Source organism: Antarctobacter sediminis, from assembly GCF_019218285.1.
GTDB lineage: Bacteria > Pseudomonadota > Alphaproteobacteria > Rhodobacterales > Rhodobacteraceae > Antarctobacter > Antarctobacter sediminis.
The window spans coordinates 114,362-136,605 of sequence record NZ_JAHUZG010000005.1; the positions used below are offsets into that span (position 1 = coordinate 114,362).

The 22,244-nt window shown below is 62.6% G+C and carries 22 protein-coding genes; 9 read left to right on the forward strand and 13 right to left on the reverse strand.

Annotated elements, in window-relative coordinates; genetic code table 11:
- Nucleotides 1–24: 24 nt before the first annotated feature.
- From KJP30_RS21060 to KJP30_RS21100, 9 genes are all read left to right on the forward strand, one after another.
- Nucleotides 25–912, forward strand: a complete 888-nt coding sequence (locus KJP30_RS21060) for a MurR/RpiR family transcriptional regulator (RefSeq protein ID WP_218451420.1) — start codon at nt 25–27, stop codon at nt 910–912.
- Nucleotides 909–1,997 (forward strand): aromatic ring-hydroxylating oxygenase subunit alpha, encoded by a 1,089-nt coding sequence (locus KJP30_RS21065; RefSeq protein WP_218451341.1) that lies wholly within the window; start codon nt 909–911, stop codon nt 1,995–1,997. Before KJP30_RS21060 ends, KJP30_RS21065 begins: the two co-directional genes overlap by 4 nt.
- Entirely contained in the window at nt 1,990–2,391 is a 402-nt protein-coding gene (locus KJP30_RS21070) for a GFA family protein (RefSeq protein ID WP_218451342.1), read from the forward strand. The genes KJP30_RS21065 and KJP30_RS21070 overlap by 8 nt, the downstream gene beginning before the upstream one ends.
- 39 nt (nt 2,392–2,430) lie before the next feature.
- Nucleotides 2,431–3,879 (forward strand): aldehyde dehydrogenase family protein, encoded by a 1,449-nt coding sequence (locus KJP30_RS21075; RefSeq protein ID WP_218451343.1) that lies wholly within the window; start codon nt 2,431–2,433, stop codon nt 3,877–3,879.
- 47 nt (nt 3,880–3,926) lie between these two features.
- Complete coding sequence (locus KJP30_RS21080; protein WP_218451344.1) at nt 3,927–5,621, forward strand: BCCT family transporter; 1,695 nt, start codon at nt 3,927–3,929, stop codon at nt 5,619–5,621.
- A gap of 75 nt (nt 5,622–5,696) precedes the next feature.
- The gene (locus KJP30_RS21085) at nt 5,697–6,071 is read left to right on the forward strand and encodes a carboxymuconolactone decarboxylase family protein (protein ID WP_218451345.1); all 375 of its coding nucleotides are present in this window, start codon (nt 5,697–5,699) and stop codon (nt 6,069–6,071) included.
- A 133-nt stretch (nt 6,072–6,204) separates the two neighbouring features.
- Nucleotides 6,205–7,986: an SLC13 family permease gene (locus tag KJP30_RS21090; protein ID WP_218451346.1), complete on the forward strand. Its 1,782-nt coding sequence runs from the start codon at nt 6,205–6,207 to the stop codon at nt 7,984–7,986.
- A 109-nt stretch (nt 7,987–8,095) separates the two neighbouring features.
- Nucleotides 8,096–8,614, forward strand: a complete 519-nt coding sequence (locus KJP30_RS21095) for a winged helix-turn-helix transcriptional regulator (RefSeq protein ID WP_218451347.1) — start codon at nt 8,096–8,098, stop codon at nt 8,612–8,614.
- Entirely contained in the window at nt 8,611–10,779 is a 2,169-nt protein-coding gene (locus KJP30_RS21100) for a molybdopterin-containing oxidoreductase family protein (RefSeq protein WP_218451348.1), read from the forward strand. Before KJP30_RS21095 ends, KJP30_RS21100 begins: the two co-directional genes overlap by 4 nt.
- 15 nt (nt 10,780–10,794) lie before the next feature.
- Here KJP30_RS21100 and KJP30_RS21105 read toward each other — a convergent pair whose 3' ends face one another.
- The 13 genes from KJP30_RS21105 to KJP30_RS21165 all read right to left on the reverse strand — a co-directional run bounded on the left by KJP30_RS21105 (nt 10,795) and on the right by KJP30_RS21165 (nt 22,243).
- Nucleotides 10,795–11,640 (reverse strand): amidohydrolase family protein, encoded by an 846-nt coding sequence (locus KJP30_RS21105; protein WP_218451349.1) that lies wholly within the window; start codon nt 11,638–11,640, stop codon nt 10,795–10,797.
- A 9-nt stretch (nt 11,641–11,649) separates the two neighbouring features.
- Nucleotides 11,650–12,498 carry a fumarylacetoacetate hydrolase family protein gene (locus KJP30_RS21110; RefSeq protein ID WP_218451350.1) on the reverse strand — a complete coding sequence of 283 codons (849 nt, stop codon included), beginning with the start codon at nt 12,496–12,498 and terminating at the stop codon, nt 11,650–11,652.
- Between the two features lie 12 nt (nt 12,499–12,510).
- Nucleotides 12,511–13,248, reverse strand: a complete 738-nt coding sequence (locus KJP30_RS21115; protein ID WP_218451351.1) for an SDR family oxidoreductase — start codon at nt 13,246–13,248, stop codon at nt 12,511–12,513.
- A 13-nt stretch (nt 13,249–13,261) separates the two neighbouring features.
- On the reverse strand, nt 13,262–14,452 hold the full coding sequence (locus KJP30_RS21120; RefSeq protein WP_218451352.1) for a UxaA family hydrolase: 1,191 nt from the start codon (nt 14,450–14,452) through the stop codon (nt 13,262–13,264).
- On the reverse strand, nt 14,449–14,757 hold the full coding sequence (locus KJP30_RS21125) for a UxaA family hydrolase (protein WP_218451353.1): 309 nt from the start codon (nt 14,755–14,757) through the stop codon (nt 14,449–14,451). Before KJP30_RS21125 ends, KJP30_RS21120 begins: the two co-directional genes overlap by 4 nt.
- Before the next feature lies 1 nt (nt 14,758).
- Entirely contained in the window at nt 14,759–15,883 is a 1,125-nt protein-coding gene (locus KJP30_RS21130) for an enolase C-terminal domain-like protein (protein WP_218451354.1), read from the reverse strand.
- A complete protein-coding gene (locus tag KJP30_RS21135) occupies nt 15,870–16,520 on the reverse strand; it encodes an RraA family protein (RefSeq protein WP_218451355.1) in 651 nt (216 codons plus the stop codon). The genes KJP30_RS21130 and KJP30_RS21135 overlap by 14 nt, the downstream gene beginning before the upstream one ends.
- Entirely contained in the window at nt 16,513–16,842 is a 330-nt protein-coding gene (locus KJP30_RS21140) for an L-rhamnose mutarotase (protein WP_218451356.1), read from the reverse strand. The genes KJP30_RS21135 and KJP30_RS21140 overlap by 8 nt, the downstream gene beginning before the upstream one ends.
- Before the next feature lie 3 nt (nt 16,843–16,845).
- A complete protein-coding gene (locus KJP30_RS21145) occupies nt 16,846–17,958 on the reverse strand; it encodes a mandelate racemase/muconate lactonizing enzyme family protein (RefSeq protein ID WP_218451357.1) in 1,113 nt (370 codons plus the stop codon).
- Complete coding sequence (locus tag KJP30_RS21150) at nt 17,958–19,052, reverse strand: ABC transporter ATP-binding protein (RefSeq protein ID WP_218451358.1); 1,095 nt, start codon at nt 19,050–19,052, stop codon at nt 17,958–17,960. The genes KJP30_RS21145 and KJP30_RS21150 overlap by 1 nt, the downstream gene beginning before the upstream one ends.
- A gap of 3 nt (nt 19,053–19,055) precedes the next feature.
- The gene (locus tag KJP30_RS21155) at nt 19,056–19,913 is read right to left on the reverse strand and encodes a carbohydrate ABC transporter permease (RefSeq protein ID WP_218451359.1); all 858 of its coding nucleotides are present in this window, start codon (nt 19,911–19,913) and stop codon (nt 19,056–19,058) included.
- Nucleotides 19,913–20,830, reverse strand: a complete 918-nt coding sequence (locus KJP30_RS21160; protein ID WP_218451360.1) for a carbohydrate ABC transporter permease — start codon at nt 20,828–20,830, stop codon at nt 19,913–19,915. The genes KJP30_RS21155 and KJP30_RS21160 overlap by 1 nt, the downstream gene beginning before the upstream one ends.
- Before the next feature lie 81 nt (nt 20,831–20,911).
- On the reverse strand, nt 20,912–22,243 hold the full coding sequence (locus KJP30_RS21165) for an ABC transporter substrate-binding protein (protein ID WP_218451361.1): 1,332 nt from the start codon (nt 22,241–22,243) through the stop codon (nt 20,912–20,914).
- Between the last annotated feature and the right edge of the window lies 1 nt (nt 22,244).

Consider the following 22,244-nt stretch of genomic DNA (forward strand, 5'->3'; position numbering starts at 1 on the left):
TGGACATGTGTACCAATGTCAATCATGATTGGCACAAATGTTTCATCAACCATCCTCGACCGGCTTCGCGCCGAATGGGACGCGCTGACACCAGAAGCGCAGAAAGCCGCGCGTTACGTGCTGGAACACCCGCAGGACGTGGGCGTTTCCACCGTGCGCGAGATCGCGGAGGCCGCGAAGGTCAAGCCCAACACCTTTGTCCGCATGGCGCGACAAGTGGGTTTCGAGGGCTACGAAGACTTTCGCGCACCTTTCCGCGAAGCAATCCGCAACGGCACGGCCAGCTTTCCCGACCGCGCGCGCTGGTTGCAGGACATTCGCAAATCCGGCGACCTCGGCGGGCTTTATGCAGACATGGCCGAAGCCGCGATGCGCAACGTCGAGGAAACACTTGCCGGAATCGATGCTGAACGGCTAAAGGCCGCGGCCGAGGCGATTTGGGCCAGTGGCCAAGTCTACACGCTGGGTGTTGGCGTGAATAACGCCAACGCACGCAACTTCACCTACCTTGCCTCGACCGGAATGCGTCAGTTCCACGCCATTCCGCGTCCCGGATCCACCGCCATCGACGATCTGGCATGGGCCGGGCCGGACGATGTGCTAATTGCCATGACCTGCCGCCCCTACCGGACCGAGGTCATCGAGGCGCTGAACATCGCCCGTGAACAAGGCACAACCATCATCGGCATTTCCGACAGCCCCGCCAGCCCGGTCATCCGTGGCGCGGATCACGGCTTTGTCGTTGCAGCCGATACACCGCAATTCTTCCCCTCTTCCGTTTCGACCATCGTGCTGCTGGAAACCCTGCTGAGTTTCGTGATCGCTGTGGCCTCGGACGAAATCGTTGAACGGGTCGATAAATTCCATCACCGCCGCCACCAGCTTGGCCTTTACCTGGAGGAGCCAGAATGAACCTTCACGTCGAGCCGGTCCGCTCTCTTGCGGCCCGCTACTATACCGATCCAGCGATCTTCGAGGTCGAAAAGGTTGGCCTGTTGGCCAAGACATGGCAGTTTGCCGGTCACGCCAGCCAACTGGAAAATCCCGGCGATTACTTCGCCTTTGAACTGGCCGACCAGAGCCTGTTCAGCATCAAGGGCCGTGATGGCGTCATCCGCACCTTCTACAACGTCTGCCAGCACCGGGCGCACCAGCTTGTCAGCGGCGAAGGATCGACCCGTGTGGTGGTCTGCCCCTACCATGCATGGACCTATGAGCTGACCGGCGGTCTGCGCGCGGCCCCCAACGCCAAGACCGTGCCCGGTTTCGACAAGTCCAAGATCTGCCTGACCGAAGTGCGCACGGAGGTCTTCCTCGGCTTTATCTTCGTCAACCTCGACAACGAGGCCAAGCCGATGGACGAATGGTTCCCCGGCGCGCGGGCGGAACTGGAATCCTTCGTACCCAACTGGGCCGAACTGAAACCGCTGGAATGGGTCGAGATCCCGGAAAACTGCAACTGGAAGGTCTCGGTCGAGAACTATTCCGAGTGCTACCACTGCTCGCTGAACCACCCGACCTTTTCGACCGGCGTCATCAAGCCGGAAACCTACGACATCCAGCCCCAGGGCTATTGCCTGCGTCACACGACCGAATGCAACAGCCTTGACCAGATGACCTATGACATCAACAGCGGGTTCGAGAACAACGAGAAATATTCGTCGTGGTTCCTCTGGCCGATGTTCTCGTTCCAGGTTTACCCGGGCAACCTGCTGAACACTTACCACTGGCGGGCAATCGATGCCGATCACGTTGTGGTCTGGCGCGGCTGGTATTCCATCGGCGGCTACGATAATGAAACCGTCCGGCGCATGGCCCAGCAGGACCGGGCCACCACGGTCGAAGAGGACATCCACCTTGTCGAATCCGTGCAGCGCGGGCTGAAATCGCGTGGCTACGTGCCCGGCCCTCTGGTGGTCGATCCCGGCTGCGGCGTGAACTCGGAACATTCGATCCTGCACCTGCAACGCTGGATGCGCGAGGCCGTGGATGGCTGAGATCACGGGGCGTTGCCTGTGCGGTCACATCCGCTATCGCGCGGCAACCGCCCCGGTCTGGACGGCGCTTTGCCATTGCGACAGCTGCCGCCGGGCCTGTTCGGCTCCGGTGGTGGCCTGGATGGGCTTTGCCACCGGTGACGTGACATGGACCGGCACGTGCAAATTCTATCAATCTTCCCGGATCGCCACGCGCGGCTTTTGTCCCGAATGCGGAACGCAGATGAGCTTTGAAAGCACACGCTGGCCGGGCGAAATCCATCTTTACGGTGTTTCGCGCGACGATCCACAGGCCTATGCCCCGGACCTGCACTGCCACCACGCCGAAAGGCTGGACTGGCTGACCCTCACGGACGACCTGCGCAAGTGCGAAGGCTCTGCCGAACTGAACTGACCCGTCGCGCACCGACGCGACAAGCAAGAGACGGACCCCATGCAGATTGCCCCCTATTGGAAAAACTACATCGACGGCGTTTGGGTTGATGGCGGCGCGGGCCGCATCGACGTGACCAACCCTGCCACGGGCGAAAAACTGGCCGAACATGCGCTGGCCGATGCGGGCGACGTGGATCGCGCGGTGCAGGCAGCGCGGCGCGTGCACCTGTCCGGCGCCCTGCGGGACATGCGCCCGATCGAACGCGGCCGCCTTGTTCAGGCCATGGGCCGCTACCTTCTGGACCACATCGACGAGATCGCCGAGGTACTGACGCTGGAACAGGGCAAGCCGCTGTGGGAATCCCACATCGAGGTTCAGGGCGCGGCGCTCTATTTCGAATACTACGGCAATCAGGCCTCGACCGTCGAAGGCCGGTCGATCCCCTTGGGCGGCGGCTATTTCGACTGGACGGAAAATGAACCCTATGGCGTTTCGGCCCAGATCATCCCGTGGAACTACCCGGTGGAAATGACCGCGCGCTCGCTGTCGGCGGCGCTGGCCACCGGCAACACCTGTGTCATCAAGACACCCGAGATGACGCCCCTGTCCAACGCGTGGTTCGCCCATGCGGCCGAGGCTGTGGGCCTGCCCAAAGGTGCGGTCAACCTGCTCTGCGGTTTGGGTCAGGACGCGGGCGCGGCGCTGTCGTCGCATCCGCAGGTCAATCAGATCGTCTTTACCGGCTCGGTTCCGACCGGCATCGCCATCGCCACGGCGGCGGCCCGAAACGTGGTGCCCTGCGTGCTGGAACTGGGCGGCAAATCGGCGGCTATCGTACATGACGACGCCGATCTGGAAGCTTTCGAGAACGACCTGCGCTGGGGCATTTATTTCAACGCCGGTCAGGTCTGTTCTGCCATGTCTCGGGTCATCGTGCATGAAAGCCGCGCGGAGGAACTGGTCGAACGCGCGGCCAAGGTGGCCTCGTCGCTTTCGGTTGGCCCCGGCATCGACCGCACAGAGGGCGGCGCCAACATGGGGGCCATGGTGTCCGAAGCTCAGCGCGACCGCGCCGAAAGCATGGTGATCCGGGCCGAAGAACAGGGTGCGCGCACCGCAACCGGCGGGCGCCGCCTGAACCGGCCCGGCGCTTTCCTTGAACCAACCGTTCTGGCCGGTGTCACACCGGACATGGAGATCGCCCGGCAAGAGGTTTTTGGTCCGGTGCTTTCGGTCTTGTCCTTCAGCGATGACGCGCAGGCCATCGAGATCGCCAATGGCACCGAATACGGGCTGGTCGCCGGTGTCTTTACCGGCAACCTCGATCGGGCGACGCAGGCCGCACGGCACCTGCGGGCGGGTCAGGTCTTTGTCAACGAATGGTTCGCGGGCGGCGTGGAAACGCCCTTTGGCGGCTTTGGCAAATCCGGCTACGGGCGCGAAAAGGGCCGCGAGGCGCTCTGGAACTACGTCCAGACAAAGAACGTCGCGATCAAACTAAAATAACGCCGCCACGAAGCGGCCAAACCAGACGCAACAGGGAGGGACCAAACTTGTCCATAGAACCACCACTGACAGATCTGCCCATTCGCACAGCCCAACGCGGGTTCTACCGCGGCTTTACCAAGGATGTGACGATCACCGCAAAAATCATCGTCGCTGGCCTGATCCTCTGGGCCGTGGCCTTTCCGGAACAGGCCAGCGCGGCGCTGGGGGCCATGAACAGCTTTATTCTGGCCTCGTTCAATTTCTGGTACGTCTACGTGATGGCCTTTTTCGTCCTGCTTTGCTTTGCGCTGGCGCTTTGGCCCAAGGCCGGACGGATGAAGCTGGGCCACCACGACGACGAACCGGAGTTTTCCAATTTCTCGTGGTTCTCGATGATGTTCGGCGCGGGTATCGGCATCGGGATGCTGACCTTCGCCACCGCCGAACCGATGTATCACTGGGCTTCGAACCCGGATACGATCCGGGGGCTGTCCGAAGGGTCCACCGCCGATAATGTGCGTTCGGCCTATGTCTGGTCCTTCACGCACTGGGGGCTTGCCGCTTGGGCGTCATATGCGATTGTCGGACTGTCGCTGGCCTTTTTCGCCTATCGACGCAACCTGCCGCTGACCATCCGGTCGGCGCTGGCACCGATTTTTGGCGAAAAGCTCTCGGGGCCGATCGGGCACCTTGTCGACATCGTTGCCGTCGTGGCCACGGTTCTGGGCGTGGCCCAGACGCTGGGCTTTGGCGTCGAACAATTCGTGGCTGGCCTTTCGCGCATCGGCTTTGGCGACTGGCTGTACACCGCTACCGAAGATGGCGGACAAAAGACCTCGACCGCGGCGATCATTCTGGCGCTGCTGGTGATCATGGGCGCCTCGACCCTGTCGGCCCTGTCCGGGGTCGGCAAAGGCATCAAGTGGCTGTCCAACATCAATATGGGGCTCAGCTTTTTCCTGCTGCTGTTCTTCGTGGCCTTCGGTTCGACCTTCTTTGGCCTTCAGGCGCTGTTCGTCGGCATCTTTGACTATGTTCTGTCGATCCCGACCAGCATCTTTACGGTCTGGGTCTCGGACGGCGTCGATGGCTCTGAAGCGTCACAGCTTGCCGGGTGGCAAGGGGCCTGGACGATCTTCTACTGGGCGTGGTGGATTGCCTTTGCGCCGTTCGTCGGTGTCTTTCTGGCGCGGATTTCCAAGGGTCGGACAATCCGGGAATATGTGCTGGGCGCACTGATCATCCCGTCGCTGATGTGCTTTGTCTGGTTTGCCATTGTCGGCGGCACCGCCATCAACCTTGAACTGACCGGAGAAGCGGCCGGGGCCATCACCGGTGCGGGTGCATCGGATCAGCTCTTTGCCACGCTGGCGGTGATCCTCAGCGAGAACCTCGCCTGGATCATGTCCCTTGTCGTCGTGGTCCTGCTGCTGACGTATCTGGTGACTTCGGCGGACTCGGCCGTGTTGATCATCAACACGATCAACGCCGCGGGTGACGAAGGCCCAAAGGCCCGCCCGCACATCCTGTTCTGGGGCGCGGCGCTTGCGCTGGTCGTGGGGGCGCTGATCATCGCCGGCGGGCTCAGCGCAATCCAGACCGCCATGGTGATCGGGGCCCTGCCCTTCAGCCTTGTGATGGTTCTCATGGGGCTGTCGCTGGTCAAGGCGATCTGGCGGGACGTCAAGCGCGAGGCGCTTGGTCTGCCCACTACCCATGACGACGACGGTCCGGTCGCGGCACCGCAACCGGCCGAATAATCGGCACGCTTGTCAACCGGGGCCGGGGCATCCATGTGCCCCGGCCCTCCCTTGTGAAAGACTGGAGACGATACCATGGATCAGGATCTTTTCGAAAAAGGCCTGGAACAGCGCAAATCCACGCTGGGCGCGGAATACGTGGAAAAGAACCTTGCCGCGGCAGATGATTTCACTCGCCCTTTTCAGGAGGCGATGACCGCATGGTGCTGGGGCTTTGGCTGGGGTGATGACACGATCGACCCCAAGACCCGGTCGATGATGAACCTCGCCATGATCGGGGCGCTGGGCAAGATGCACGAATGGGAAACCCATTGCCGCGGCGCGGTGAACAACGGCGTAAGCAAGGAAGAAATCCGCGCCATCATCCATGTGATCGGCATTTACTGTGGTGTGCCGCAGGCGCTGGAGTGCTTCCGCGTGGCCCGCAAGGTGCTGGACGCCGAAGGCTGATCCCCACCGCCAAGACGATTGACGAAAAGGGGGCCCTGCGTGCCCCCTTTTTTCACATCCGAAACGTCTTGGCGGTTTGACAGGGGGGCGGAAATCGCATGCAGTCGGCCCGTACAGGGAGACCATGCATCCGATGACTGCTGACCAGACCATCCTCTTTGCGCTGTTCGGCGCGGTCTTTGCCCTGCTGCTGTGGGGCCGCATCCGCTATGATCTGATCGCCTTTTCGGCGTTGCTGGCGGCGGTCTTGCTGCATGTTATCCCGGCTGAACGCGCCTTTGCCGGGTTCGGGCATCCGGCCACCGTCGTGGTGGCGCTGGTGCTGGTGGTATCCGCCGGGCTGGTCCGGTCAGGCGCAGTGTTTCTGATCACCCGAACCCTGATCGACGCCTCGCGCAGCCTTGGCGGGCACATTGCCTTTATCGGCGGCATCGGGGCGGTGCTGTCGGCCTTCATGAACAATGTCGCGGCGCTGGCCCTGCTGATGCCGGTCGACATCCAGACCGCCCGCAAGGCCGGGCGCCCTGCCCGGCTGTCGCTGATGCCGCTGTCGTTCTGCACGATTCTGGGCGGTATGGTCACGCTGGTCGGAACCCCGCCCAATATCGTCATTGCCGAAATCCGGCGCGACCAGCTGGGAGAAAGCTTTCGGATGTTCGACTTTGCGCCCGTCGGCGGGGTGATTGCCCTGGTCGGGATCGCCTTTGTCGCCTTGCTGGGGTGGCGTCTGGTGCCCAAGGCCAAGGGCGAAGGCGCGCTGGCCGAGGTGCGCGAACGCGCCAAGGACTATGTTGCCGAACTCAAGGTGCCGACCGGATCGGCGTTGGCAGGCAGGCGCCTGTTCGAGATTTACGACACCGCCGAACAGAACGACGTGGCGATCCTTGGGCTCGCCCGGGACGGCACGCGCCGCTACGGGTTGCAGCGCAACACCATGATGGAAGAAGGCGACGCCATCGTCATCGAGGCCAGCCCCGAGGCCCTGGACGAATTTCGCGCCGCGCTTTCGCTGGACTTTACCGACGACGATGAGAAACAGCGGCTTGGCATCGCCGGAGAGGGCCTGTCGATCATCGAGGCGGTCGTGCCTGAGAATGCGCGCATCGCCGGCCGGACCGCCCGCCAACTTGGGCTGGCCAAGCGGCAGCGGACCGTGCTTTTGGGCATCTCGCGCGAAGGGCGCCGGATCAGCAAAGAGGTGCGCCGCACGATTGTCCGTCCTGGTGACATCCTGCTGTTGCTGGGCCCCGAAGGCGACGAGACCAGCTTGACCGACTGGCTGGGGGTTCTGCCCCTTGCGGATCGCGGTCTTGTTGTAACCGATTTCACCAAGGTCTGGCTGGCGATCGGCATCTTTGCCCTGGCCGTCACGATGGCGGCGATTGGCTGGGTCTATCTTCCGGTAGCCCTTGGCGTGGTGGTTGTGGCCTATGTCCTGACCGGCGTCTTGTCTATCTCGGACCTTTACGACCATATCGAATGGCCCGTGGTGGTTCTGTTGGGGTCGATGATCCCACTGGGTGCGGCGCTTGACGAGGCAGGCGGAACGGCCCTGATCGCACAGGCTTTGGTGGACCTTGGCTCGGGCTGGCCGGCATGGGTGCTTCTGACGCTGTTGATGATCGTCACGATGACCCTGTCCGACGTGTTGAACAACACGGCCACGGCGGTTGTGGCGGCCCCTGTGGGCATACAGATGGCCAACAGTCTTGGCGTCAGCCCCGACCCGTTCCTGATGGCCGTAGCGGTGGCCGCCTCCTGCGCTTTTCTGACGCCAATCGGGCACAAGAACAACACGCTGATCCTTGGCCCCGGCGGGTACACCTTTGGCGACTACTGGCGCATGGGTCTTCCGCTTGAGATCCTCGTGGTGGCCGTGGCCATCCCGATGATCCTGCTGGTCTGGCCCTTCTAGATCTTTTTCCATTTCTGCTTTGCTTCGGCGGCACGGACCGGTGCCGGGCTTTGTGTTGACGTGATCGGATTTTTGGTACATTTTTTGAATCAAAATTACAGGTGCCGATATGCGTCGCAACGAACTGTCAGAAGAATACTGCTCGATCGCACGGGCGGGGGCCGACATTGCTGACGCATGGACCTTTCTGATCCTGAGGGAACTGTTCCTGTCCAACCGCTCGTTCGAGGGGCTGCGCCGCCAGACCGGCATGGCACCGGGATCGCTGACCCAAAGGCTGACGTCACTCGAAGAGGCGGGCATCCTTCGGCGCAACGCCCCCGAGGACAAACCCCGCAAGGCACAATACGTGCTGACCGAAAAGGGGCTGGACCTCTGGCCCGTAGTGATCGCGCTCAAACAATGGGGCGACAAGTGGTTCGGCCCATGGCCGGGCGGCCTGCCCCCGGTCAGCCTTGAACATCGCGGACGCGACCATCCGCTGATCGTGCAAACCGTCTGTGCCTGCTGCGGCGAACCGGTCACGGCGATGGACTCGACCCCCGTCATAAACCCCGTCTTTGGCCGCAACCGCGACCAGCGCGAAGACATGGGCAAACGTGCCCGCAGAAAGGAAACCAAGGGATGACCACGCGACGTGTATTGTGCTCGGGATGCGACATCTATTGCCAGGTAGAGGCCGAAGTTCCCGACAGCGGTCTTGTCGCGGACGTACGGGTCAAGGCGATTGATCCGCGCCCGCTGCGCGCCAACATCTGCATGAAGGGCGTTCACGCGCCCGAAGGTTTTGCCCACCCCAACCGCCTGCTGTACCCGCTGCGCCGGGCCGGAGCGCGGGGCGACGGCAAATGGCAACAGGTCAGTTGGGACGAGGCGCTGGACGATATCGCGGCGCGGCTGGGCGCCATCGTCAACCGGCACGGCCCCGAGGCCTTCGCCGTATCGACCTCGCAATGGAACACCCAGACCGACAACGGGATGGCACGCCGCTTTATGAACCTGCTGGGGTCGCCCAACTGGATCAGCGGCGTGGCGATGTGCGCCGGGAACACCGCCGCGATCAATCGACTCGTCTACGGCTGGTATCCCTACCCCGACTACCCCAACACGCAATGCGTGGTCCTGTTCGGACACAACCCCAAGGCGCATTCATGGACACCGGTCCACAATGCCATCCGACGGGCGCAGGAGCGCGGGGCCAAGGTGATCGTGCTGGACCCACGGCGCAGCGAAAATGCCGAACTGGCCGATCTGTGGTTGCCGCTGAAACCCGGAACCGATGCCGCCATGTGCCTTGGTTGGCTGAAAGTCATTCTGGACGAAGGCCTGTACGACGCCGATTTCGTTGCGCAGTGGACCGTGGGCTTTGACAGCTTCCGTAAACGTATCGACGCGTATCCGCTGGATCGGGTGGCCCGGATCACCGGTGTCGATGCGCATCTGATTGCACAGGCCGCTCGCATCTACGCCACCTCAACCCCTGCCGTGATCCCATGGACACCGATCACCGACCAGCAGCGCAACAGCACCAGCGCCATCCGGCTGATGTGCATCCTGCGCGCGATCTGCGGCAATCTCGACGTCAAGGGCGGAGAGATCCTGCACGGGTTTCACCCGGATTTCATCAGCGAAACCGAACTGGAACGGCATGACGCCCTGTCCGATGCGCAACGCGCCAAGCAGCTTGGTTCGGAGGATCATCCCGCCTTTACCTACCGCGCGGCGGATATGCTGAAAGAGCCCGCGCGCCGCGTCTGGGGGCATGACTATCCCAACCTCGTGAACGGCAGTTGCATGGCGGTGCCTTCGGCGGTGTTCCGCGCCATGGCGGACGGCGATCCCTATCCGGTCAAAGCGTTCTTTACCCTCGGGAACAACACGCTGCTGAGTTATGCCAATATGCAGCTGATCCACCGGGCCTTGATGGCGCAGGACCTCGTGGTGGCGGTTGAACACTTCAAGACGCCCACCGCGCAACTGGCGGACTACATCCTGCCCGGCGACGCGTGGCTGGAACGCAATGCGATCAGCGACAGCTTTGCCTGGACCGCGATCTATCGCACCAGCCAGAAAACGGTCGAGGCACCGGGCGAATGCCGACCGGTCTATGATTTCTGGCACGGTCTGGCGCATCGGATGGGATTGGGGGACGCGTTCCCCTGGCCCACGCAGGACGCCCTGCTGGACCACCGGGTGCAAAAGCTTGCGCCGGATTTCGCCAGCTTTGCAGAGAACCACGCCTATCACATGCCCCGCATGGCCTATCGAAAATACGAACGGACCGGCTTTGCGACGCCCTCGGGCAAGGTCGAACTGGCCTCCGGCATCCTTGACGAACTGGGATTTGATCCCCTGCCCGGCTGGCGGCCCGATCCGCCAGCCGACCCGGACTGGCCGCTGACCCTGTTCACCGGCGTGCGCGAGGATGCCTTTTTTCAGACCGGACACCGGCACATCGCCTCTTTGCGCAAACGTCAACCAGAACCGCAGGCCTTTGTCTCGGTCGAGGATGCCCGCGCGCTTGGCATCGCGGCGGGTGACGATCTGGAGGTCGCAACCCGGCAGGGCCGCGTCCTGCTGAAGGCCGCAGTGCGCGATGACATGCCCATCGGTGTGGTGCGGGTGCCGCATGGCTGGTGGCTTCCCGAACGCCCGGAAGGCGATGGCAGCCTGTCAGGCGCATGGGACCATGCCGATGCACAGATCTGCCCGGATGATCCCGATCACGTCGACCGCGAACAGGGCATCCCGCATCTCAAGGGCATCGCCTGCCGGGTCACACGGCTGTCCTGACGGACAGCCGGGCGCTCAGGTCAGCCCATAGACCTGCCTTGCGGTGCCCTGCCCGATGGCGATTGCCTCATCTTCGGACAGAGAGGTCAGCAAGACGCGCGTGACTGCCAGCCAATCGGGCAGGCCCATGGCCATGTCGACCACGGGCCAGTCGCTGCCCCAGACCATGCGGGCCGGGCCGAACACCTCCAGCACGTGATCGACATAGGGCTGGATGGCGGCTTGGCTGGCCTGCCCCGGTGCGCAATAAGCCAGAACACCGGACAGCTTGCAGACCACGTTCGGCTGCGCCGCCAGCGCCGCCAAATCGGCACGCCACGGATCCATCCCCCCGCCGGAAATGTCGGGCACCCCGCAGTGGTTCAGGACAAATTGCGTGTCCGGGCAGGCCTGCACGAGGTCAAGCCCCAGCGGCAATTGCCGCGCCAGTAGGCACAAGTCAAAGGGTTTGCCCCGCGCCCCAAGCTTGCGCAGGTTCGCCCGGAACCGATCTGTGCCTGACAGATCGTCCGGCATGACGTGCAGGATCCGGCGAAAACCAACGACCCTCAGATCCCCGCATTCGTCCAGCCAGCCTTCGAACCCGTCCTCTTCGGGACGACACGAGGCAATCAGCCCGAGGAGTCCGCTGCCCTCTTGCCGCATCAGCCCGGCCACAAAACGCGCCTCGGCCCTGTAGTCGGCATCATCGACGCCGGTTTCCATGAACAGGCTGCCCGATACGCCCTGACCTGCGGTCAGTTCCTTGTAGCGCTCCAAGGGAAAGGCCTTGTTCGCCAGTACCGGAATCTCCTTGGTCCAGCCATAGCCGGCCGCCTCGGGATAGATCAGGTGCTGGTGGGTGTCGATCAAACCGACCATTGCCGCCTCCTATTCCGGGTCCGCGATGGCGGTCTGCCGCTGCTGGCCCAGGCCTTCGATGCCTAGTTCGACCACATCGCCGGGTCGCAGGTACTGCTGCGGCGTCTGCCCCATGCCAACCCCCGGAGGTGTCCCCGTCGAAATCACGTCACCGGGCTGCAACGACATGAACTGGCTGAGGTAACTGACCAGATGCGCCACGCCATAAACCATCGTGGCGGTCGATCCGTCCTGTTTGGTCTCGCCGTTCACGGTCAGCCACATCCGCAGGTTCTGCGGGTCCGCGACCTCGTCCCGCGTCACCAGCCAAGGCCCGATCTGGCCATAGTTGTCGCAGCTTTTGCCCTTGGTCCACTGCCCCGAACGTTCAATCTGGAACGCGCGTTCCGATACGTCATTGGTCACGGCATAGCCCGCGACATAGTCCATCGCCTCCGCCTCGGAGACGTATTTGGCGCGTTTGCCGATGATGACGGCCAGTTCGACCTCCCAATCGGTCTTTTCCGATCCGCGCGGAATGATGATCGGATCATTCGGGCCACAAATCGCGCTGGTCGCTTTCATGAACATGACAGGTTCGGGTGGCACGTCCAGCCCGCTTTCGGCGGCGTGATCGGCGTAGTTCAGCCCGATGCAGATGAATTTGCCGGTGCCTGCCACACAAGGGCCAAGCCGCGTTTCGGCAGGCACTGCGGGCAATTGCGACAGGTCGGTCGCCGCGATCTGCGCGAGGCCGGCCGCGGACAGGGTGTCCCCCGCAATATCATGAACCACGCCAGACAGGTCGCGGATCACGCCCTCGCCGTCAAGAATACCTGGTTTCTCGGCGCCGTCGGGGCCAAATCTGAGAAGTTTCATAGCGTTATTCCCTTATGTATTGGCCCAGCCGCCGTCGATGACATGCGCCTGTCCGGTGGTGTATCCGCATTCGTCCGATGCAAGGTAGGCGGCCAGCGCGGCGATCTCTTCGGCCTTTCCGATCCGACCGATCGGCTGGCGCGCGATAAAGGCTGTTCGGGCGGCTTCATAGTCGCCGGTGTCGCGCAGACGCTGTTCCAGAGAAGGGCTTTCCACCGTACCGGGACAGATCGCGTTGCAACGCACGCCTTGCGTGATGAAATCGGCAGCGATGGATTTCGTCAGGCCGATCACCGCCGCCTTGGTCGCACCATAGGCAAAGCGGTTCGGGGCCGCGATGATCGACGAGGCAACCGAGGCCACATTTATGATCGACCCGCCGCCACGTTCCAGCATCGCGGGCAGAAAGGCACGGCACATCCGGTACATCGACGTGACGTTGAGATCGCAGGAAAAGGCCCATTGATCCTCGTCGCAATCAAGGATGGTGCCATTGGCCACGAAACCCGCGCAGTTGAACAACACGTCCACACCGTCCGTTGCTTCCAGTGCAGCAGCGATCGAGACCGGGTCCAGCACGTCCAGATGCAGGGTTTCCAGACCAAGCCCGGCCAGTTCCACCAGCGCATCGCGGTTCACGTCGCTGGCAAAGACCCTGCCGCCCTCCTCATGCATCCGCAGCGCGCTGGCGCGCCCGATACCCTGCCCCGCTGCCGTCACAAGGCAGGTTTTTCCGGTCAGTCGTTTCATGTGGTGTTCCCGTTCAGATTGGCAGGCAAGCCGGCCCGATGGGCTCAAAGCTCTTGTAGGTCAGGATGAATTCCGCGTGGCCCAGCGCCTCGGACTTGGTCGGCGCGCCGGCGGCAACGCGCGTGATCTGGTCCACGATTTCGGCGCCGATCTCGTCCAGCCCGGCCTCTCCGCGGATGATGCGCCCCGCATTCACGTCCATATCTTCGTGCAGGCGCTCATACATGTCCGGGTTCGCCGCCACCTTGATGACCGGTGCAAGCGCCGATCCCACGACCGATCCGCGCCCGGTCACAAAGACAGTCATATGCGCACCCGAGGCCATCATCTCGACGATCTCGGCATTGTCCGAGATGTTGGGAAACCCAAAACGCACCGGCCCGTCCGGCACCACGTCCATCAGGTAGAGGCCCGGCCTGGGCGGAATGTCCCCCGGCTTGATGAGCCCGGAAATGGGCGATGCGCCCGATTTCGCATAGGCCCCCATGGATTTCTCCTCGATGGTGGACAGTCCGCCATCCGCGTTGCCCGAGGCAAAGCTGCCATATCCCAACTCGGCATAGTAGCGGGCGGCCTTTTCGACCGATGCCCGCAGTTCCACCGCCAGTTCCGGCGTTGCAGCACGGGCGGACATGATGTCTTCGCAGCCGATCAGTTCGCCCGTTTCCTCAAAAATGCAGGTGGCACCGGCCTTGACCAATGTGTCAAAGGCGCGGCCGGTGGCCGGGTTGCCCGAGATGCCGCTGGTCCCGTCCGACCCGCCACAGACCGTGCCGATCACAAGGTCGCCCACATCCATCGGCACGCGCGGCGTCTGGTCCAGCTCCTCTATGGCGGCGCGCACAAATCGCTGCCCCGCCTCGATGGCGCTTTTCGTACCGCCGACCTTCTGAATCACCAGCGTTTCCACCGGGCGCCCGCTGTCGCGGACGACCTGTTCCAACTGCATGCGGTTAAAGCTTTCGCAGCCAAGCGAGACCAACAGGACCGCGCCCACATTGGGATGGCTGCACAGACGTTCCATCATCATCTGGGCGTATTCATTGGGAAAGCACCCCGGAAAGCCGATCACATGGGCCTGATCCCGATAGGGCAGCGCGATTTCGCGGGCGACGTGGTGGGCACATTCCACCAGATAGGCCACGGCGACATAATTGCGGATGCCCTTACGGCCATCCTTGCGAAGGTACCCTTGCAGGTTCATGCGATCTTTCCGTCTTCTGTCAGGGCGTAGGTGGGGGTGTAGTCGCTTTTCATGTTGTGCAGATGCACGTGATCACCGACCGCGATGGACGTGGTCGCCGATCCGATGGGCACGCCGTATTTCAGGACTTTTCCCCCGGGAGACATGGCCCGGCACGCCAGTTTGTGCCCCAGCGTCACAGCGCGGTCCAAGGTGATCTGAACACCGCCAAGCCACAGCGTTTCACCCGCGGCGATGGCACAGCGCGCCACCACCACCGTGTCGGCCGGATTCAACAAAAGCAGCCTGTCATCGGTTTGGGTCATGTCAAAGTTCCTCTATCGTGCAGCGGTCGATGAACTCCCAATCCAGCGCGGCGCCCAAGCCCGGCGCATCGCCAAGCCGCGCCATGCCCTGATGGATCGGAAGCCCGCCGGCCAAACCAAAGTCGAACCGGTCCAAAGGCCAGAGGACCTCGAAGAAACTGCAATTCGACATGGCCCCTGCCAGATGCAGATTGGCCATTTCCAGCGGGTGAAAGATCGTCGTGTGCAGTTCACAGTTCACGTGAAAAGCCTCGGCCAGACGGGCGGTCTTTAAGGCCCCGGTCACACCGCCGGACCAGCTGACATCGGCGCGCACCGCATCGACCACCCGGTCGGCGATACATTCGGCCACGGAATAGGGATGACGGGTCAGCACCTCGGTGCCGACGACCGGAATGTCGAGAACGCGTGCAAGCTCTTTGAGCGCGCCGAAATGCTCATCCGGCAAGGGTTCTTCGAGCCAGAGGTAATCCAGCCGTTCCAGCACCCGGCCAAGGCGGACCGCCTCTTCCAACGTGTAGCAGGCCACCGGGTCGGACATCAGCGGAAACTCCGGGCCGACCGCATCGCGCACGGCTTCGTGGATCTCGATGTCCTCGCCCAGCGACTGCCCGGGCGGGTGGATCTTGTACCCCCGCAATCCCGCGTCCTGCACGGCCCGCGCCTCGTCGGCATAGGCCTGCGCGTCTGGCAGAACCAGCGAGGACGCATAGACCGGCACCTCACGCCGCGCGCCGCCGATATAGCGCCACAGCGGTTGCCCCGCTGCCTGCGCCCCCACCAGCCACAGGCAGGTGTCCAAGGGGCCATACAGGTAGAACGGCAGGTGATGCCACCATCGGTCGGCCACGCGCCAATCCTGCCAGATCGCCTCGCGGTCCAATGCGTTGCGCCCGATCAGGAACGGGCGCAGAGACGCCGCCGCCATGTGCCCTGCCCCGCGCGCCGAACGCCCGGCAAAGCCGAACATCGACGCGCTGGCGCCATCGGCGCAGTGCAGTGTGTAGACAAGAAATTCCAACCCGTCGTCGCCATCACCCTTGCGCAGGGCATCCGGCGCCAAGGCGCCCGGTGCCCGACAACAGCGTATGTCCAACGCCGTGATCTGCATCTCAGAACTTGCCATACTTGAGGTAGGCCTCTTGCGGATCCGTTCCGGCAAGGATGGCCGTGCGGACCATGTTTTCGGTCTGCATGGCGGTCAGCGATTTCTCGATCACCTCGTCAAGGATCTCGACCGGGATACAGACCATCCCGTCGCGGTCGCCATGCAGCCAGTCACCGGGGCGGATCAGCACCTCGCCAATCATGATGTCGATCTCGCTTGCGGTGGGCATCCAGAACCCCACCACGTCGCGCGGCGTATGGTGGGTCCGCCAGCAGGGCAGCCCCAGTTCAAGGATGAAATTCGCATCCCGCAGCGCACCGTCCAGCACGCAGCCCAGCACCCCCTTGGCCTCCAGCGTTTCGGCCGACAATTCGCCCATCTGCGCGATCTGGTAAGTATTGGGCTGGGCCGTCCAGATATGGCCCGGCTTGGCCTTGGACAGCAGCCCGGTCCAGGCCAGCAAGGTTTCATGCGGGTCGGCGGCCTCGTCGACACGGCCTTCGACGGTCCAGGCAGGACCGCACAGCGTCATTTCCGGCTGCAAGGGCGTAATACGTGGCGGCAGCGTGAAATTGCGCTGCCCCATGGCCCGCAGCACGTCGTGGATCACGCCGGTATAGCAGCCCTGCAATTGGGGCAGGCGATTGTCAGTCATGGTGAAAAACCTCTTCCATCATTGCCCACCACTCGCCCTCGGCGCGGGTGTTCAGCGGAGCCTGCATGGGCATGCAGATCGCCCACCACTCCTGCGTTTTGGGGTCCGCCGCCATCTTGGCCGCATCAGCGGCGAAATCGGTTCCGTGGTATTCCCAGTAACCGAACAGAAGGTTTTCCGGCTCGCGCAGGAAGATCGAGTAGTTGCGGATATTGCAGTCCGAAATCTGTTGCAGGATCTCGGGCCATGTCTCGGCGTGCAGCCGTTTGTATTCGGGGATTTTCTCGGGTTTGATCCCAATGACCATCGCCATTCGTTCCATGACCTAGCCCCCGATCTGCGCGCTGAGGCCCGCGACCGCACGGCCATTGATCGCGTCCCAGTTCCAGTCGATACCCAGCCCCGGAGCGTCCGGCGCATGTGCCCGCCCGTCCCGGATGTCCAGCCGCGAATGGGCGATCTCGTCCAGTTGCGGGATGTATTCCAGCATCGGCGCATTGGGCACGGCACAGGTCAGGCTCACGTGCAATTCCATCAGGAAATGCGGGCAGATCGAGACATTGAAGGCCTCGGCCATATGCGCCACTTTCAGCCATGGCGTGATGCCGCCGATGCGGGCCACATCGGCCTGCACGATGCTGCACGCGCCCATCGCAAGATAATCCTTGAACTGGCTCAGCGAATACATGCTTTCGCCCACCGCAATCGGGACCGGCGAACCGGCCGCAAGCACCGCATGGGCGCCAACGTCATCGGCCGGCATCGGCTCTTCGAACCAACCGATGTCGAACTCGGCCAGCATGTCGGCGCGGCGGCGGGCTTCGGACAGGGTAAAGGACTGGTTGGCGTCAACCAGCACCGAATAGTCATCGCCCACCGCGGCCCGGACCGCCGCAAGCCGTTCGCGATCCGCCGCCAGCGTGGGTTTGCCGATCTTGATCTTGGACCCGGCAAAGCCGCGCGCCTTCATGTCCAGCGCATCCGCCACAAGCGCCTCTGTTTCGATGTGCAGCCAGCCGCCTTCGGTCGAATACAGCGGGACGCTGGGCTTGGCCCCGCCCGCCATGCGCCAAAGCGGTTGCCGCGCCCGCAGGCAGCGCAGGTCCCACAGGGCCGTGTCGACCGTCGCCAGCGCCAGCGATGTGATCGCGCCAACCGCGGTGGCATGGGTCGCCAACAACAGGTCGCGCCAGAGAGACTCGATCTCTTCGGCCTCGCGTCCGATGACACGCGGCAGCAAGGTGTCGCGCAGCAGGCTGATGACGGCGGGGCCACCGGTGCCGATGGTGTAGGAATAGCCCGTCCCAACCACGCCATCCGCATCGGTCAGACGGACAAAGGGCGTTTCCTGACTGACGAAGGATTGGATCGCGTCCGTGCGAACGACCTGGGGCTGAAGGTCGACCATCAGCACCTCTGCCTTGACGATACGTGCCATCAGTCCAACCTCACCGATTTGCCGGTGGCCGCATCGAACAGATGCGCCTTTTCCAAAGCCACGTCGAATTCCAGCACCTCACCCGGTTGCACATCACGCGGACCGAACATCTTGCCCTGCGCCTCTTGCCCCGAAATCGAGGTGTACAGGATGGTTTCCGTGCCCAACGGTTCGGACAGGGCCACCTCCAGCGTCATGCGGGCCCGCTCACCGGTTTCGGCAATCCCATGCCCCACCGGCGTCAGGTCGTCGGGCCGCAGACCAAAGATGACCTCCTGCCCCTCCTGCACCCGCGCGGCCAGACGAGCCGGCACCGGCAGCGCCTTGCCGTCCTTGAACTCGACGGCCCCGTTCCGGATGGTGGCCGGCAAGAGGTTCATCGGCGGCGAGCCGATAAAGCTGGCCACGAAGGTGTTGACCGGATGATTGAACACCTCCATCGGTGTGCCGACTTGTTCGATATAGCCGCCGCGCATCACGACGATCCGATCCGCAAGGGTCATTGCCTCGACCTGATCGTGGGTGACGTAGACCACGGTCGTCTTGACCTTCTGGTGCAACTTCTTGATCTCGGTGCGCATCTGAACGCGCAACTTGGCGTCTAGGTTCGACAGGGGTTCGTCGAACAAAAAGGCCTCGGGGTGGCGGACGATGGCGCGCCCCATGGCGACCCGCTGCCGCTGCCCGCCCGACAGTTCGGCCGGGGTGCGTTCCATCAACTCGTCCAGACCGAGGATCTCGGCGGCCTCGTCCACGCGCTCGGTGATGGTGGCCGCATCCTGCTTGGCGATCTTCAGGCCAAAGCCAAGGTTCTCACGCACCGACATATGCGGATAAAGCGCGTAGTTCTGGAACACCATCGAGATGTTGCGCTTGCGGGGGGGCAGGTCGTTCACCACCTCCGACCCGATCGAAACCGAGCCGTCCGAGATGTCCTCGAGCCCCGCGATCATGCGCAGCGTGGTGGATTTGCCGCAGCCCGATGGACCGACCAGCACGACGAATTCATTGTGGGCGATGTCGAGGTTGATGCCATGCACCACCTTGACCTTGCCGTAGCTCTTGACGACGTCCCTGAGGGTGATTTCAGCCATGATTTATCCTTTGACCCCGCCGAACGTCAGGCCGGCGATCAGGTGTTTCTGCACGAGGAAGGTGAGGATCAGCGCCGGGACGATGATGATCACCGCCATGGCGGACATGCCTGCCCAGTCGATTGTGAACTGCGCCGTGAAATCCATCAGACCCACGGGCAGGGTCTTGCTGTCGGTCGACCGCGTGAGGTTCGACGCCAGCGCGTATTCGTTCCAGCTTGTCAGGAAGGCAAAGATGCCCGCGCTGGCGATGCCGGACTTGGCCAGCGGAAACTCGATTTTCCAGAAGGCCTGCCAGCGGGTACAGCCGTCGATCTGCGCGGCCTCGGACATTTCCTTGGGGATCTGCCGAAAGAACCCGTCGATCAGCCAGATGGTGAAGGGCACGTTCATTGCCACGTAGACGATGATCAGGCCCATCTTGGCGTCGATCAGGCCGATGCGGCTCCAGATCATGAAGACCGGCAGCGACAGGGCGATGCCGGGCACGGTGCGCGACAGCATCAGGCCAAGGAACAGGCCGTTCTTGAACTTGAACCGATAGCGGGCAAAGGCATAGCCGCCCGACATGCCGATCAACAGGGCGATGGCCGTCGAGGTCAGCGCGATGATGATCGAATTCGCGAAATAGGCTGGCACGGGGATCGCCACCTGATCGGCGCCGAACCCGAAAATCTTGGCGAAATTGTCCAGCCCGGGGTTCTGCGGGATCCAGACCGGCGGCTTGGCCAGCACTTCGCCGTTGGGGCGAAAGGCCGTCAAGACCACCCAAAGGCCCGGCACACACATGATGACCATCAGGACAAAGGTCAGGACCCAAAGGGCGGCGGCGCCCATGCGTTTCTTCAAGGCACTGCTCATCACTCTGCCCCTCCCATGTATTTCCGGGCCGCGATCAGCTTGGTGAAGAAGTAGTAGGTGAAGGCGATGGACAGCAGGATCGAGACATAGGCCATGGCATTGGCCTGCCCCATCCGGGCGTTGTCATAGCCGGTGCGGGCGATCAGCGTCCAAAGCAGCTCGGTCCGGCCTGCGGGGCCGCCCCCGGTCATCACGTCCACGATGTCATAGGCCCGCGCCACGTCCAGCGACCGGATGGTCATGGCGATAAAGACGAAAGGCATCAGAAACGGCAGCGTGATATGGCGGAACACCTGGAAAGGTGTGCAACCGTCCACCTTGGCGGCCTCCAGCGGATCCCGCGGCATCGCAAACAGGCCCGCAAGCAGGAGAATGGCAAAGACCGAGGTGCTCATCCAGACTTCGGCAAAGATGATCGCGAAATTGGCAAGGTATTTGTCAACCAGCCAGGCAATCGCCCCGTCGCTGAGCCCAAGCGCCTGCAAGGCGTTGTTCAGAATGCCGATATTGTCGTTGAAGACGAATTTGAACTGATAGCCCACAAGGATGGGCGAAAACATCATCGGGAACATCATGATCGTGCGCAGAGTGCGCTGCCCCCATGTGATCTTGTTGATCAGCAGAGCAATCCCAAGGCCCAGCAGGAACTCGAGGTTCAGGGCAATGGTCAAGAAGATGATCGTCCGCCCGAAGGCAATCCAGAAGTCCTCGTCCCCGAAGATCCGTTCGTAGTTCCGGAAGCCGACCCATTGGTACAGGCTGTCCGGCCGGATCAGGCGGTAGCCGGTAAAACTGGTATAGAGCGAGAAAAGCAGCGGCAGCAGGACGACGAACAAAAGCGTCAGCACAGCCGGCAGCAACAATAGGTATGGCGTATATTTCTCCCGCTGCCAGAACGGGGGAGCTTTGCGCGTCATGGTAAGATCGCCGTGATGTTTCGAGACAGGTCAGAACGGATGCGGACCGGACAGGCCCGCACCCCGGGCCGCGATGCCCGCTTAGAGATATCCCGCGTCTTCCATGACAATCCGGGCGTCTTCGGCGGCTTCGTCCAGCGCCTCCTGCGGGGTCATTTCCCCAAGGATGGCGGCCTGAAGACGCGGCCAGATCTCGTTCGAGACCTCGATCCAAGGCGCGATCAGCGGCGGGGTAAAGGCATCCTCGGCCATGGATTGCGCGTAGGTTTCAAAGACCTCGACAAGGAAATCATTGCCATCGGCGGCAAACTTGGCCTTGGCATCTCCCCAGACCGCTGCCCGTGTTGGCAGCAGCCCAGCGGTGGCTTCGATCATCTGGCTGTCGTGATTGGTCAGGAAGGTGACGAAAGACGCCGCCGCATCGACATTGTCACAGCTCGAAGTGATCGAGAAGGAATGGCTGCCAGACCATCCCGACCGCACACCGCCGTCGCCCTTGGGCGCACGGACAAGGCCGATGTCCCCGGCCACCTTGGAATTCGCCGGATCGTTGAAGAACGACGCCCAACCGGCCCAGTCGAGGTTCAGCGCCACAGTGCCCGAAGCAAAACCAAGCCCGGTGTCGTCCCAAAGGTAATTCAGCGAGCCGGCCGGCACAGCCTGTGCGTCATACAGTTCCTTGAACCATTCCACGGCCTTCACGCCTTCGGGCGAATTGAATGTCGGGTTCCAGTCCTCGTCGAACAACTGCCCGCCGTTGGCCACAAGCATTTCGTAGAAACGGCCCGTGATCGCCTCGTCCTTTCCGACGAATTGCGTACCGTAGAAATTCGGCGCATCCGCAAAAAAGATCGCCTGATCCTTCATCTGATCAAAGGTTTCCGGCGGTGCCAGATCGTAACCGTATTCAGCCTTGAAGGCGGCCTTGTTTTCCTCGTTCTCGAAGACGGATTTCTTGTAGAAAAGGTTGGAAATGTCGGAATGGCGCGGCAATTGCACCAGCCGGCCATCCACGGTCGAGTTTTTCAGCGCCAGTTCCTGAAACTCGGCTAGGGTCGCTTCACCGATGACGCCGTTCAGGTCGATGTAGATGCTGCCGTACTGGGGCGCGAAACTGGTGTGGTTCGATCCCACGCACCAATCCAGTGTTCCGGCGGCAATGTCCTGTTTGATCTCGCGGTCCAGTTCAAAGTGGTTCTTGCGCGACAGCACGTCCACCTTGGCGCCGGTCATTGCCTCCCATTCCGCGATGCGCGCATACAGCGGTTCGTACTGGGCGCCGCCGATCAGCTTGACCCGCAGGGTATAGCCCTCGAAACTGCCGTAATCCACGTCCTCGGCAATGGCTGCGGTGGCGGCGATGCCGCTTAGCGCCGTAGCGGTCAGCAGCTTTCTGAAAGTCATTCTGGTCATT